At 44.4% G+C, this 13,326-nt stretch carries 16 protein-coding genes; 10 read left to right on the top strand and 6 right to left on the bottom strand.

Going from position 1 to position 13,326, the window contains the following annotated elements; genetic code table 11:
• Positions 1 to 41 precede the first annotated feature (41 nt).
• Positions 42 to 614, top strand: coding sequence for an acyloxyacyl hydrolase (locus EYS00_RS10755; protein WP_130636549.1), 573 nt, complete (start codon positions 42 to 44; stop codon positions 612 to 614).
• 117 nt (positions 615 to 731) lie between these two features.
• Here the strand turns inward: EYS00_RS10755 and secF are convergent, their stop codons facing one another.
• The 6 genes from secF to EYS00_RS10725 all read right to left on the bottom strand — a co-directional run bounded on the left by secF (position 732) and on the right by EYS00_RS10725 (position 6,532).
• Positions 732 to 1,673 carry a protein translocase subunit SecF gene (secF, locus tag EYS00_RS10750; RefSeq protein WP_130636548.1) on the bottom strand — a complete coding sequence of 314 codons (942 nt, stop codon included), beginning with the start codon at positions 1,671 to 1,673 and terminating at the stop codon, positions 732 to 734.
• A gap of 10 nt (positions 1,674 to 1,683) precedes the next feature.
• Positions 1,684 to 3,528 (bottom strand): protein translocase subunit SecD, encoded by a 1,845-nt coding sequence (gene secD, locus EYS00_RS10745; protein WP_130636547.1) that lies wholly within the window; start codon positions 3,526 to 3,528, stop codon positions 1,684 to 1,686.
• 52 nt (positions 3,529 to 3,580) lie between these two features.
• Positions 3,581 to 3,919, bottom strand: a complete 339-nt coding sequence (yajC, locus tag EYS00_RS10740) for a preprotein translocase subunit YajC (RefSeq protein WP_130636546.1) — start codon at positions 3,917 to 3,919, stop codon at positions 3,581 to 3,583.
• A 24-nt stretch (positions 3,920 to 3,943) separates the two neighbouring features.
• Positions 3,944 to 5,056, bottom strand: a complete 1,113-nt coding sequence (gene tgt, locus EYS00_RS10735) for a tRNA guanosine(34) transglycosylase Tgt (RefSeq protein WP_130636545.1) — start codon at positions 5,054 to 5,056, stop codon at positions 3,944 to 3,946.
• Positions 5,057 to 5,185: 129 nt separating this feature from the next.
• Positions 5,186 to 6,214 (bottom strand): tRNA preQ1(34) S-adenosylmethionine ribosyltransferase-isomerase QueA, encoded by a 1,029-nt coding sequence (queA, locus tag EYS00_RS10730; protein WP_130636675.1) that lies wholly within the window; start codon positions 6,212 to 6,214, stop codon positions 5,186 to 5,188.
• Positions 6,215 to 6,265: 51 nt separating this feature from the next.
• On the bottom strand, positions 6,266 to 6,532 hold the full coding sequence (locus EYS00_RS10725) for a DUF6471 domain-containing protein (protein WP_258313026.1): 267 nt from the start codon (positions 6,530 to 6,532) through the stop codon (positions 6,266 to 6,268).
• Positions 6,533 to 6,715: 183 nt separating this feature from the next.
• Between EYS00_RS10725 and EYS00_RS10720 the strand changes: the two genes are divergently transcribed.
• From EYS00_RS10720 to EYS00_RS10680, 9 genes are all read left to right on the top strand, one after another.
• Positions 6,716 to 7,111, top strand: coding sequence for a DUF2170 family protein (locus EYS00_RS10720; RefSeq protein ID WP_130636543.1), 396 nt, complete (start codon positions 6,716 to 6,718; stop codon positions 7,109 to 7,111).
• Positions 7,112 to 7,128: 17 nt separating this feature from the next.
• On the top strand, positions 7,129 to 7,809 hold the full coding sequence (locus EYS00_RS10715) for a PspA/IM30 family protein (protein ID WP_130636542.1): 681 nt from the start codon (positions 7,129 to 7,131) through the stop codon (positions 7,807 to 7,809).
• A gap of 274 nt (positions 7,810 to 8,083) precedes the next feature.
• Complete coding sequence (locus EYS00_RS10710) at positions 8,084 to 9,148, top strand: potassium channel family protein (RefSeq protein ID WP_181412797.1); 1,065 nt, start codon at positions 8,084 to 8,086, stop codon at positions 9,146 to 9,148.
• A gap of 1 nt (position 9,149) precedes the next feature.
• Positions 9,150 to 9,797, top strand: a complete 648-nt coding sequence (locus EYS00_RS10705; RefSeq protein WP_130636541.1) for a YjfK family protein — start codon at positions 9,150 to 9,152, stop codon at positions 9,795 to 9,797.
• 15 nt (positions 9,798 to 9,812) lie between these two features.
• Positions 9,813 to 10,229: a DUF350 domain-containing protein gene (locus tag EYS00_RS10700; RefSeq protein ID WP_130636540.1), complete on the top strand. Its 417-nt coding sequence runs from the start codon at positions 9,813 to 9,815 to the stop codon at positions 10,227 to 10,229.
• A gap of 10 nt (positions 10,230 to 10,239) precedes the next feature.
• Positions 10,240 to 10,854, top strand: coding sequence for a DUF1190 family protein (locus EYS00_RS10695; RefSeq protein WP_130636539.1), 615 nt, complete (start codon positions 10,240 to 10,242; stop codon positions 10,852 to 10,854).
• A 5-nt stretch (positions 10,855 to 10,859) separates the two neighbouring features.
• On the top strand, positions 10,860 to 12,026 hold the full coding sequence (locus EYS00_RS10690; protein ID WP_130636538.1) for a glutathionylspermidine synthase family protein: 1,167 nt from the start codon (positions 10,860 to 10,862) through the stop codon (positions 12,024 to 12,026).
• A gap of 4 nt (positions 12,027 to 12,030) precedes the next feature.
• Complete coding sequence (locus EYS00_RS10685) at positions 12,031 to 12,570, top strand: rhomboid family intramembrane serine protease (protein WP_130636537.1); 540 nt, start codon at positions 12,031 to 12,033, stop codon at positions 12,568 to 12,570.
• 47 nt (positions 12,571 to 12,617) lie between these two features.
• Positions 12,618 to 13,313 (top strand): VC0807 family protein, encoded by a 696-nt coding sequence (locus EYS00_RS10680; RefSeq protein ID WP_130636536.1) that lies wholly within the window; start codon positions 12,618 to 12,620, stop codon positions 13,311 to 13,313.
• The last annotated feature ends 13 nt before the right edge of the window (positions 13,314 to 13,326 follow it).

The raw sequence follows: 13,326 nt of genomic DNA, 5'->3' as shown, positions 1-13,326 counted from the left end.
TCGGACCTATTTCCTTATCCACACTTGATGAGGAAAAAAACATGATAAACACAATTGCAAAAATACTGCTTGGTACTGCGCTGCTAGTGAACGTAGCGTATTCATCTCCCGCGATTGGAGAAGAGCTTGATAATGGACTGAGTCAAGGCGTGGCCGTCGACCTTTTGATGGGTAGTGATGACATAGACGGCGTGAGGCTCGCTTACCGTCCCGTTAAACAACGGTGGTCAAATATTCCTTACTTTGACACCTTGGATGTATATTGGGAAATGAGTATTAATTTTTGGGAATACGGTTCTCAAAATAACCATGAGGTGAACTACGCGATAGCTCTTAGCCCGGTGTTTAGTAAAACATTTCACTACGTTAAAGGAATTTATCCTTTGAAATGGGAGTTTGGTATTGGAGTGTCGTTGCTTGAGGATACGCGATTCGCTGGCAAAGACGTAGGTTCACACTATCAATTTGAGGATCGCATTGGAGTCACTATGAGCTTTGGTAAAAACCAAGAGCAATCTGTATCGCTGCGCTACATGCACTACAGCAATGGTGGACTTAACTCGAAAAATCCTGGGCTGGATTTTTTAAACTTTGCTTACGCCTACAGCTTTTAGTGAATAGCCTCAATGGCAAACGTTTTAGCGGCAATAAAAAATCCCCGCAGACGACTCTGTGGGGATTCCATAATACAAGAGCACAGTTGGGTGCCCTTTCTACAGTGAAGACTAAGCCTATGGCATAGGGTCTAAGTCAGCACCTTCCTTTTCAACTTGTGGAGGCATTAAGTCTTCTTTGCTGATACCCAAGGCTAGTGCCACAGAGCTCGCAATATAAACAGAAGAGTAAGTACCTACTACCACACCAAATAGAAGAGCAGTAGCAAAACCGTGTATGAGTGCACCGCCCTTGAAGAACAAGGCAAGTAATACCAATACAGTAGTCAATGAAGTGATAATCGTACGGTTTAACGTTTGAGTCAGGGAGATATTAATAATCTCTACTGGTTCACCTTTACGGATTTTTCGGAAGTTCTCGCGAATACGGTCGGATACAACAATAGTATCATTCAATGAATAACCTATTACCGCAAGCACCGCCGCCAGTACGGTCAAATCAAATTCAATCTGAAGTACCGAAAACAACCCAAGGGTCAGAATAACATCGTGCGCTAAGGCAGCGACGGAGCCCAACGCAAAACGCCACTCAAAACGCATAGCCACGTAAACCAAGATACAGATAAGTGCCACTAGCATCGCCAAGCCACCTTGCTCTGTTAGCTCTTCACCTACATTTGGCCCTACAAACTCGATTCGGCGCATATCTACAGCAGTACCATCGGCTCGAAGAGCTTCAAGCACTTGCTCCCCAATGGTTGCGGCTTTAACACCGTCACGAGGCGCAATGCGAATGAGCACATCTTGACTACTGCCAAAGTTTTGTACGACGGCATCATCAAATTCTGCTGCATTCAACTGGGTACGAATGGCTTGGAGATTAGCGGCGTCTGCATAACCTACTTCGATCAGCGTTCCACCGGTGAAGTCTAGCCCCCAATTTAGGCTATTAACGCCTAATGAAACGAATGAACCTAAGATCAACACAGCCGAGAGCAACATCGCTGAAATGCGCAAACGCATAAAGTTGACGGTAGAGGATAATTTTAATAACTGCATAATAACGCTCCTAAATCGCCAACTTCTCTACACGTTTACCGCCCCACACTGCGTTAACAATAACACGCGTGACTAAAATCGCAGTAAACATGGAGGTTGCAATACCAATCATCAGGGTAATTGAGAAGCCTTTAATTGGCCCTGTACCCACAGCAAACAAAATAAGCCCTGCAATAAAGGTCGTAATGTTTGCATCTAGAATGGTTGAAAACGCACTGTCATAACCATGATGAATCGCCTGTTGTGGACTTCTTCCGTCTCTGAGCTCTTCTCGAATACGCTCATAAATGAGTACATTCGCATCAACAGCCATACCAACAGTCAATACAATACCGGCCATACCAGGTAGGGTGAGTGTTGCACCTGGGATCAAAGACATGATGCCAACAATCATCACCAAGTTAGTCACTAGAGCAATATTCGCTACAACGCCAAAGGCTTTGTAGTAGATAAGCATAAACACAAGCACAAGCCCTAAACCGTATGTAATAGCTTGCATGCCAAGTTCAATATTCTCTTGACCTAGACTTGGACCGACGGTGCGTTCTTCAACAATTTGAATGGGCGCAATAAGTGCACCTGCACGAAGAAGCAAAGCTAAGTCTCGAGCTTCTTTGGGCGAATCCAAACCTGTGATTTCAAAACGACTGCCCAATTGTGCTCGAATAGTTGCCACAGAGATGACTTGTTCGTATTTTTCGAAAATAAGTTTGCCTTCAGCATTTCGCTCTCCAGTAGACTTGTACTCAATGAACACTGTCGCCATAGGGTTGCCGATATTATCTCGCGTGGCACGAGACATTTTGTTGCCGCCCTCGGAATCAAGGCTGATGTTTACTTTTGGTAACCCATATTCGTCAACACCACTGTTAGCATCAATAATATGGCTTCCAGTAAGCATTACGCGCTTTTCGAGTAACTGAGGAACACCTTGTTGATCTTCAATAACTTGCGACCCAGGTGGTACGCGTCCATTCAATGCGTCTCGTACATCGTTACGCAAATCAAGCATACGAAACTCTAGTGTTGCTGTTGCATTCAAGATCTCTTTTGCTTGTGCAGTATCTTGAATACCAGGAAGTTGCACAACAATACGGTCAGCACCTTGCTTTTGCACCAGTGGTTCTGCGACCCCAAGCTGATTCACACGATTACGTATAATGGTAATGTTTTGATTCACCGCATTTGTGCGAATTTCTTGCAGTTTCGCTTCGGTAAATACAGCGCGTAACACTAGGTCATCTAAACGATTAAACGAAAGGTCACGGTTCTGATTACGCAAAAAGAATAGCGCTTTGTCTGCGGCCTCTTCGTCGCGGAATGTGAGCTCGACATAATTGTCTTTTTGGGTAACGCCGCGGTAACGAATACCCTCTTCGCGAAGTGCCGTTCTAAAACCGTTTTTTGCGTCTTCTAATGACTTGACCACCACTTCGCTCATGTCCACTTCCATCAAAAAGTGCACACCACCGCGCAAATCAAGGCCTAGCTTCATTGGCGTTCCGCCAAGCGCTTCTAACCACTCAGGTGTATCCGGCGCTAAGTTCATCGCAACGAAGTAATCTTCGCCGTACGCTTTTTCAAGCGTTTCTCGCGCAATGAGTTGAGTGTCAGAATCAGATACACGAACAAGAATTCGATCGTTTTCAAATTCGATGCGCTTAGGCGTAATATTATTTTGGGCTAGCGTTTGGCCAACTTGCTCGACCATAACATCAGTAATAACGGCGTCACGACCCGGAGAAATTTGAATAGCGTGATCTTCGCCATAAATATTGGGAAGTGCGTACAAGGCACAGCCGAACACGATAATAATCGCGCTAAGCACTTTCCAAATTGAGTTTTTATTTAACACAAGACATTCCTTTTACGCTCATGCAAGGCTGACTCACATGAGCGAAATCGTATTAGAGCGACTTCATTGTGCCCTTTGGTAGCACAGCAGTTACGGAAGACTTTTGAACAACAATGTTATTGCTGTCGTTAAGTGACACTTCGATAAAATCTTTTTCTTCACTTACCTTAGTAATGCGCCCTACGAGGCCACCTTGAGTAAGTACCTCATCGCCTTTACTCAATGACGATACAAGGTTTTTGTGCTCTTTAACGCGCTTTGCTTGCGGGCGATATAGCAAGAAGTAAAAAATCAAACCAAAAACAGCCAACATGATAAGCATTTCCATGCCACCACCTGATTGTGCTCCACCAGCTGATTGTGCGTAAGCGTTCGAGATAAATAAGCTCATAATATTTCCCAATAATTATCGTTGTTATAGTGCCGGTACAGGCAACCCTTTTTTAGCGTAAAAGTCTTCGACAAAAGCGTCTAGCTCATCAGCCGCTATTGCATCGCGCAAACCCTGCATCACTCGTTGGTAGTAACGAAGGTTGTGAATGGTGTTTAACCGCGCGCCAAGTATCTCATTACACTTGTCTAAATGATGTAAATAAGACCGAGAATAATTTTTACAAGTGTAACAGTCACAACTTTCGTCAAGGGGCGATGTGTCGTTGCGATGTTTAGCGTTGCGGATTTTTACCACACCTTCAGTGACAAACAGATGACCGTTGCGGGCATTACGGGTTGGCATAACACAGTCAAACATGTCTATACCGCGACGAACCGCCTCAACAATATCCTCTGGTTTACCAACACCCATCAAATAACGCGGCTTGTCTTCCGGAATTTTAGGAGCTGTGTGATTGATAATGCGGATCATGTCTTCTTTCGGCTCACCCACTGACAAGCCGCCAATGGCGTATCCGTCAAAGCCAATATCTTCGAGGCCTTCTAGAGAGATATCCCGCAAATCTTCGTACATACCACCTTGGATAATACCGAATAATGCTGATGGGTTATCTCCGTGAGCTTCTTTGCTGCGTTTAGCCCAACGAAGCGACATTTCCATGGAAAGGCGCGCTTCCTGTTCAGTGGCAGGATACGGCGTACATTCGTCAAAAATCATGACAATGTCAGAACCCAAATCACGTTGAACTTCCATCGACTTTTCAGGTGTGAGAAGAATCTTTTCACCATTAATTGGCGATCTGAACGTCACGCCTTTTTCAGAGATTTTACGCAGGTCACCCAAACTAAACACTTGGAATCCACCTGAATCGGTAAGAATTGGCTTATCCCAGTGCATAAAATCATGCAGGTCGCCGTGTTCCTTGATAATGCTAGTGCCAGGACGAAGCATTAAGTGAAAAGTATTTCCTAAACAAATATGCGCACCGCTATCGGCAAGCTCTTCGGGTGTCATCCCTTTGACGGTACCGTAAGTTCCAACAGGCATGAATGCAGGTGTTTCGACCACTCCTCGATCGAACACTAAACGGCCACGTCTGGCCTTTCCGTCGGTGTTTAACAACTCAAATTGCATGTAAAACGTTCCCAAATGTTGTGCGCTACGCGCAATGGGTAATATAAAAATTGGCGGCGATTATACCAGTTATCCTGCTGAGATCATGCTCAATTACAGGTTTTAGAACACGTAATAAGGGCATAAAATTTAGCCAATAAACATACTGTCGCCATAACTGAAAAATCTATATTCATTTTCAATGGCTTGCTGATAAGCATTCATGATGTTCTCTCTGCCGGCAAAAGCACTGATTAGCATCATCAAGGTAGATTCTGGCAAGTGAAAGTTAGTGAACATGGCATCTATCACTCTAAATTCAAACCCTGGGTAAATGAAGATGGAGGTATCATCCTGAAACGGTTGTAAATCGCCTTCCGGCGATACCGCTGCAGCGGACTCAAGGGAACGCACTGAGGTAGTACCTACAGCTATCACACGTTTACCTTGCGCCTTGGTTGCTTTTATTGCATCAACAACGTCTTGAGGTACTTCTGCATACTCCGCGTGCATTTTGTGCTCTTGAATGTTATCAACTCGCACCGGTTGAAAGGTTCCTGCCCCTACATGTAGGGTGACAAATGCGAGATTAACGCCTTTGTCTTTTAGCTTAGCCAGGATTTCATCGTCGAAATGCAATCCCGCGGTTGGTGCAGCAACGGCGCCGGGTTTGTCATTGTACACCGTTTGATAGCGCTCTTTGTCGGCGCTTTCATCGGGGCGGTCAATGTAAGGAGGTAAAGGCATATGACCATACTCTTCAAGTAATTGAAGAGTATGCTCTTGATGCTCAAACTTTAAAATAAACAAGGCATCATCACGGCCCGTCACCGTTACATTCACCTTTTCTTCAAGGATAAGTGAAGTCCCTGGCTTGGGAGCTTTACTCGCCCTTACATGGGCCAAAGCAGTGTGCTCATCAAGTAGACGCTCAATGAGTACTTCTACTTGCCCACCGGTTTCTTTTTTACCAAGCAAACGAGCAGGAATTACACGGGTATTGTTAAACACCAGTAAGTCCCCGGGGTTCACTAGATCTAACATATTTTTAAACATGCTGTGAGAAACATCGCCCGTTTCACGGTTTAGTTGAAGTAAACGGCTAGCTGAGCGATTTTCCGTTGGGTACTTGGCAATGAGATGCTCGGGTAAGTCAAACCCGTAATCTGACAATTTCATCATATCTAAAGTTTCTGTATGTACTTCTGGTTATACCTTGCGGTGCGTATTCTACTCGTTTATGCGATTGAGATCAGTCTGGATTTCATCAATTAAACCCACGCTAACGTCCCGCGCTTTAAGCACATATAAGATTTGTAGCAAGAGGTCTGCGCCCATGATGCCTTTGTTGACCTTATTCCTGAGATTATCAGCACTTTGTTCAACACCTATGTCGGCTAAGCGCTGGCTAAGTGTTTGATATTTTACGCCACGAATGGACATTTCCGATTTAACCAATCGTTGAACGGTGAGTCGCCATGTATTTTTAGAACTCAAAGAACACCCCATTTGTGAATTATAATTTACGTAAAAACATTTTTTTACACAAATAAAGAATATTTGTTATTGACGATTATGGCAGATTGAGTCTACACTGCAAGTCAAGATTAGTGGCGTGTCCCAAATTAGTGGTTTACAGTGGACATGACATTATCGCTTCAAAATCTAAAGGAGAGCATTATGCATTGGGATCTAGACAGCATCGAATCCCTGTTTAAAGACCACGATGACGTGGTTGTTACCCGTGAAGATAACTGCTTGTTAATTGCCAACCAGGACGGTATTGATGCTTGGCTAGCGATCAGTGGTGAACAAATCTTAGTGGAAAGCTTGTTGTTTTCGGCGACCGAAGTAAAAGACAAAGCAGCCCTTGATCACGAGATTCTTTCAACACATATGGTGTTTCCATTAACTACTGTGGGTATTACCCACGTAGGCGATAGCGAATACTACACCGCGTTTGGTGCCCTTAGCGCCCAATCAAAAGCAGAGAGTATTGTGATTGAAGTAGAAACCTTGTTCCAAAACGTAGCATCGTTCTTAGATGCTTACGAAACTCATCTTAAATCAGCTTGATTTCTTAGGAGAAGCGAATGTCAGTGTGGAAAAAGTTAGTAACAGCAGTAAAAGGTGGTGCTACAGAAGCAGCACAATCTGTAGTAGACAGCCAGGCTATCCGTATTCTTGAACAAGAAATTCGTGAAGCCAAAGAAGAATTACGTAAGTCAGATCATGCCCGTACGCAAATTCTGGCGAAGTGTAAATTATCTCAGCAAAAAGTAGACAGCTTTGACACTTCAATTGCAGAGTATGAAGCACATGCGCGTAAAGCTATCGACACCGATCGCCAGCTTGCTCTAGACTGCGCGCAGAAAGTGTCTGACCTTAAAGCAGAGCGCGAGACTGAACAGACTTATTTAGAGCAGTTCACGCAGTCAGAGAAGCAGCTTGCACAAAATATCCAGCAAGCTAAGGCAAACCTGCGTCGCCTTGAGCAACAGGTCGATATGGTTAAAGCCACAGAAAGTGTACAAAAAGCGCAAGTAGCTGTGTCTTCTCGTCATATGGGAGCCAACAGCAAAATGAAAACGGCAACTGAGTCATTGAGCCGAATTCAAGAAAAGCAGAAATTGCGTGGTGCCGAATTACAAGCTGCCGAAGAACTGGCTGGCGATAGCGAAGGTAGTGATCTTGAGAAGCGTCTCGCCGATGCAGGTATCAAAGGCGGTCAATCATCAGCAGATGATGAGTTGGCGCGAATCTTAGGAAAGTAATAACTTTAGCTTAAAATACGCGTTATCACCCCCGAGGGGAAGTAACAAACTTTTTACTGCACGCCGTGAATACATCCATGTAGGCTCGGCTTCGGCATCCATGCCTCAGACTGCTGTAAAAAGTTCATAACTTCCCCTCGTGCAAATCGAGAACTGCACATCTAACTGTATTGAGCCAAGACTCCAGTTTTATTTTGAAACAAAGAAATTTTCGCTGCGTTCAACAATTACTGATAAATTGTTAAAACATACAGAAGAAGGAACCCACTACCGTATGTTGCCTTGGCTTAAAATCCGAAAAGTAATGCTTCAATACTTTGCCAACTCCGGATGGCAGACTATCTTGGGCATAAGCGCGTTTTACGCCGTTTCCAGCTACATTGCTTTATCCCTTGCTGGAGAATCTGACCTTACCACGGGAGTTGACTTTTTCTACTGGCTTGCTGTCACCGCAAGTACCGTTGGCTATGGTGATATGTCTCCCGTTACCGACGGGGGTAAGCTGATTGTAGCGATTTATGTTATTCCCATGGGGTTGAGCATTTTTGCAATGATTTTAGGAAAGGCGGCAGCATGGGTATCAGGGCAATGGAGAAAAGGGTTACTAGGCATGAATAATCTTCACCTAAGCGATCACATTTTAGTCATCGGTTGGAATGAGCAGCGCACAATGCATTTGCTAGACTTACTCATCCGCGAACGCGATGCAACACAAGAAAAACCGCCGATTGCGCTTTGTGTAAAAGCAGATATTGAAAACCCGATGCCGGGTATCGTGGAATTTGTCAAAGTCGATTCGTTCAATAAAGATGCTGACATGAAACGGGCATGTGTGGAGACCGCAAGTACTATTCTCATCGACAACCCCCAAGATGATGTGACTATGACCACCGCCCTGTATTGTAATAAGCGTAACCCTAATGCTCATAAAGTGGCTTATTTCCAAGATGAAAGCTTAGTTTCATTACTACAAGAGCACTGCCCAAAAGTGGAATGTACACCAAGTGTAGCTGTTGAGATGTTGGCAAAGGCGGCGTTTGATCCAGGCTCCAGTGCGCTACATCACGACTTACTGAGTATTGATGAAGGCCAAGCCCAGTTTTCTGTCAAGATTCCAGGGAGTGATTACTCTTGTTCCATCGAACAGTTGTTTATGCGATTTAAAAAAGAATATGATGCTGTTGTGATTGGCTATGCTCCAGCGGGGAATGTAAAAGCAATGGTAGTCAATCCGAAACTTACCGATACGGTGAGTTCTGGAGATACGCTTTTCTATATTGCTCCAAACCGCGTTACTCATTTCGATTGGTCTACACTCACCACCAGTGGAGTATCCTAATATGTTTAGCAAACTCTTTGGTAAAAAAGACACCCCTAAAAAACCTAAAGCACCAGAGATCATGGGGTTATATCTCGGAGGTTCATTCGAGCTCGACGCCCTTAAAATGTCGCTTATTGAACCCAGCTTAACTATAGAAGGCGCAGCCCGTTCTCAGTTAATACAAGCGGTAGGTGAAGCCCCACTGGATACCGGCGGTACGCTCCTTCGTTATTACACTGATGACGAGGGTTTTCTGCAAGTCGTCACTGATGGCGGGCTTACAGAGAATCATATTACCGACGTAAAACTTTGGTATTTCTTCGATACTAAAACCATAGGTAGCGATGCACAGTGGAAAACTTGTTTAGACAAGATCATATCCCAACCTACCTATACCCTCGATGGCAACGAGTTTACCCGAGTATGGGAAGCGGTTGGCGAGCAGTCTCCTCCTGTTGCAGTAACAGAAACAACCTATGAAGAAGACGGCGATGTGAGTAAAACAGACCAATTCATGATGCTTTATGAGCGTCCTATCGACAATGGGCGCACTGAATCACTGCTTGTGATAGGCGAAGAAAAGCAAGTGGGCAACAATTTAGATCGCTGTTTAGTGCATGTCACCGGCTTTGACCTACAGCCTACTGACATCACAATTAACGGATAATTAAAGGAAATAACCATGGAAACTATTTTTGATTCACTCGCAGGCTTAGGCAGCTTTGCAATGTATTTCGGCTTGTCTATTGTCTTTCTTTTTGTATTTAAAGTGGTGTACTCCTTCGTCACCCCGCATGACGAATGGAAACTGGTAAAAGAGGAACAAAATACTGCAGCTGCCATTGGTTTCGGTGGAGCTATTATCGGATTCGCCATTGCACTGGGCAGTGCGGCGTCTAACTCAGTCGCCGTAGTCGACTTTGCTATTTGGAGTGTTGTTGCAATTATTGCGCAATCTATCGCATTCGCGCTTTTGCGTTTTACCTTCATGCCAAAAATCGCAGAGCGCATTAGCAACAATGAAGTATCAGCTGGCACTATGCTAGCGTGTATCTCTGTGGCAGTAGGTTTACTGAATGCCGCTTGCATGACCTACTAAGGAGGTACATATGGCTACGCAAAAACGCAGTAAGCATATTAATTTACGTCGAATGCGCAAAGCGTTCGCATTAAAACCTTTAGCTGTAGGTGTGGCTGGCGTAATGTTGTCTGCCTGTTCGGACGATAGGCAAGACGCTAGAATCTATACCTCGTTAGACGAATGTAAAATTGATAACCCTGACGCTATTGCTCAGTGTGATGCCGCTTATCAAACCGCTTTAGATGAGGCTGTACGCACTAGCCCACGATATAACTCTGAATACGATTGTGAACACGAATTTGGCGCCAACCAGTGCCAGTATGTGAACAATAATCAAGGTAGTTTCTTTATGCCGTTTATGGCCGGTTTTATGGTGAGTCAGCTACTTTCACCTAGCCGCTATTATTCACAGCCTTTGTACACGTCATACTCACCCTACTCTTCCTATCGCTCTCGATGGGTTACGGCGGATGGCTACGTATTTAATGGTGATATTCGAAAACGTAATTATCGCGTTCGCCCCGATGCATTTAAGCCAAAGCCAACAGTAACCAGAACCATGAGTCGAGGTGGCTTTGGCAGTAGCGTACGAGCGAAGTCGTCTTGGGGAAGCAGCAGTCGCTCTGGTAGCTGGGGTAGCTAAGCACTATGTTTAGGGTTCCGTCTAAACCTAGGCCAAGTTGGCAGATGCTGGCTGCTGAATACGGTTTTCATTTTCATACCATGTATGGAGAGCCTTATTGGGATGAGTCTGCTTACTATCAATTTTCACTAGCGCAGATTGAAAACCATATTGAAGACCCCACGGCTGAAATTCATCAGATGTGTCTCTCAATTGTTGACGAGGTTGTTAATAGCGAAAAGCTGATGAAGCGCTTCGCCATACCGCAAGCGCATTGGGACTTTGTGAGACAAAGCTGGTTAAACAAAGAGCCGAGCTTGTACTCTCGCTTGGACTTGGTGTACGACGGTGTCAACCCAGCGAAATTACTGGAAAATAATGCTGATACACCAACAAGCTTATACGAAAGTGGTTTTTGGCAATGGCTTTGGCTTGAGCACCAGGTTCAAGAAGGCCACATTGCAAGAAATGCTGACCAATTTAACAGCTTGCAAGAAAAGCTAGTGCATCGCCTTGGTGAAATCGCACAGTTTTACCAAGTTCACGAAATGCACTTCGCCTGTTGTAAAGACACGGAAGAAGACAGGGGTACCGTTCAATACCTTCAGGATTGTGCCTCAGAAGCAGGTATTGAAGACAAGTTTGTTTACGTAGAAGACATCGGCCTGTCTGAAAATGGGCTTTTTACCGATATGTCAAACAACCCACTCCTGAGTTGTTTTAAATTGTATCCGTGGGAGTTTATGCTCAGTGAATCCTACGGTGACCATTTGGAAACCGCTGATACTAATTGGATCGAGCCTCCATGGAAGGCAATACTATCCAACAAAGCGCTTCTCCCGTTGTTATGGCAAAGATTCCCCAATCATCCTAACCTTCTACCGTCCTATTTTAGTGACGGCGCTCACAAAGCAAGTAGTAACGAAAAATGGATCAAAAAGCCTCTGTTTTCCAGAGAAGGGGCGAATATTTCTTTACTCGATAACGGCGAAGAAAAAGTACTCAGTGAGGGGCCTTACGGGGAAGAAGGCTTTATTTTACAAGCTTACTCACCCCTTCCAGTATTTGACGGCAACCATACTTTGATTGGTAGCTGGTTGGTTGATGATATGCCTGCTGGGATATCAATTCGCGAAGATAAGTCCCCTATCACACAGGATTTATCACGTTATCTACCTCACATCATCTTGTAACCCTATGATAGGCTTCTCCTCTCAAATAAAGACGCTGTGCTTCATTGCTGCCCTGCTGATACTGATAGAACTAATTAATGTATTTACTGGGCGCCTTTTGAGCCAGTTTGGTGTAATACCTCGCCACCTGACGCACTTGCCGGGCATTTTTGCGGCGCCTTTCCTTCACGGAACCCCAGCACACTTAATGGCTAATCTCTTTCCGCTTTTACTGTTTATGTGGCTGAGTATGCAGTGGGGTAAAAGAACGTTTATTATCACCACTTTTGCGATCATTATACTGAGCGGTTTGGCTGTATGGCTATTTGCACGCGGTGCCATTCATATTGGAGCGAGTGGTTTAGTATACGGTTACTTCGGATTTTTAGTACTTGCTGGGTTTCGATCCAAGAAAATCAGGTACCTAGTGATATCTGTAATTGTCGCCATAGTATACGGTGGTATGCTTGTCGGTATATTGCCGCTATCACCCTATATATCTTTCGAATATCACCTTTTTGGATTTATCAGTGGTTTAGTCGCAGCTTGGTATTGGGCGAAATAACCTTTGCCGCTATACTTCCCCTCAAGAAATTGGATAAAACAACAACTATGACATCGACCCAATCTCAGCAAAACCAAGGCTTCTTTGGCAATCTCGTTTTCAATATCATTATTCCTGTACTTTTGATGAGCTATGCTAGCTCTGAAGACTATTTAGGTCCAGCATGGAGCATTGTTGCTGCACTGAGTTTTCCTCTTGGCTACGGTCTCTGGGATTTAAAACAGTCAGGTAAAGTAAATGGCTTTTCGGTGTTAGGGATTATTAGCGTACTGCTTACAGGTGGTATTAGCTTACTTAAACTGCCAGCGGAGTACATTGCGATCAAAGAAGCGGCAATACCAGCAATCATTGGAATCGCTGTATTGGTCACTCAGTTTACTGATCGCCCTTTAGTAAAAGCGCTAATTCTTAACGACCAAATGATCAATTGGCCAAAACTCAACGAGGCACTAGCAGCTCACAATGCTGAAATCCTATTTAAGAAAAAGGTTGCGGTGAGTTCCTACATAGTCGCTGGTTCTTTTTTCCTCTCATCCACCCTCAACTACATATTGGCAAAAGTGATACTTGTTAGTGAGCCAGGTACTACAGAATATACCGAAGAATTAGGACGTATGACTGCGCTAAGTTACCCAGTTATAGTTATTCCAAGTATGATTTTGCTGATTGGCGCTCTTTGGTACCTCTTCGTACAAATCAAACGATTAACTGGTCAAGACCTCGACCACTTTATCAATCAATAAAAGCTAGTCTGCT

Source organism: Alteromonas sp. KUL49, assembly GCF_006538345.1.
GTDB lineage: Bacteria > Pseudomonadota > Gammaproteobacteria > Enterobacterales > Alteromonadaceae > Alteromonas.
The sequence above is the reverse complement of the archived record's forward strand: the minus strand, read 5'-3'. Positions and strand labels throughout refer to the sequence as shown.

Bases quoted from the DNA above. Each gene is read 5' to 3' on its own strand.
- EYS00_RS10755 (WP_130636549.1), top strand. From the start codon at position 42: ATGATAAACACAATTGCAAAAATACTGCTTGGTACTGCGCTGCTAGTG.
- secF (WP_130636548.1), bottom strand. From the start codon at position 1,673: ATGCAGTTATTAAAATTATCCTCTACCGTCAACTTTATGCGTTTGCGC.
- yajC (WP_130636546.1), bottom strand. From the start codon at position 3,919: ATGAGCTTATTTATCTCGAACGCTTACGCACAATCAGCTGGTGGAGCA.
- tgt (WP_130636545.1), bottom strand. From the start codon at position 5,056: ATGCAATTTGAGTTGTTAAACACCGACGGAAAGGCCAGACGTGGCCGT.
- queA (WP_130636675.1), bottom strand. From the start codon at position 6,214: ATGAAATTGTCAGATTACGGGTTTGACTTACCCGAGCATCTCATTGCC.
- EYS00_RS10720 (WP_130636543.1), top strand. From the start codon at position 6,716: ATGCATTGGGATCTAGACAGCATCGAATCCCTGTTTAAAGACCACGAT.
- EYS00_RS10715 (WP_130636542.1), top strand. From the start codon at position 7,129: ATGTCAGTGTGGAAAAAGTTAGTAACAGCAGTAAAAGGTGGTGCTACA.
- EYS00_RS10710 (WP_181412797.1), top strand. From the start codon at position 8,084: ATGTTGCCTTGGCTTAAAATCCGAAAAGTAATGCTTCAATACTTTGCC.
- EYS00_RS10705 (WP_130636541.1), top strand. From the start codon at position 9,150: ATGTTTAGCAAACTCTTTGGTAAAAAAGACACCCCTAAAAAACCTAAA.
- EYS00_RS10700 (WP_130636540.1), top strand. From the start codon at position 9,813: ATGGAAACTATTTTTGATTCACTCGCAGGCTTAGGCAGCTTTGCAATG.
- EYS00_RS10695 (WP_130636539.1), top strand. From the start codon at position 10,240: ATGGCTACGCAAAAACGCAGTAAGCATATTAATTTACGTCGAATGCGC.
- EYS00_RS10690 (WP_130636538.1), top strand. From the start codon at position 10,860: ATGTTTAGGGTTCCGTCTAAACCTAGGCCAAGTTGGCAGATGCTGGCT.
- EYS00_RS10685 (WP_130636537.1), top strand. From the start codon at position 12,031: ATGATAGGCTTCTCCTCTCAAATAAAGACGCTGTGCTTCATTGCTGCC.
- EYS00_RS10680 (WP_130636536.1), top strand. From the start codon at position 12,618: ATGACATCGACCCAATCTCAGCAAAACCAAGGCTTCTTTGGCAATCTC.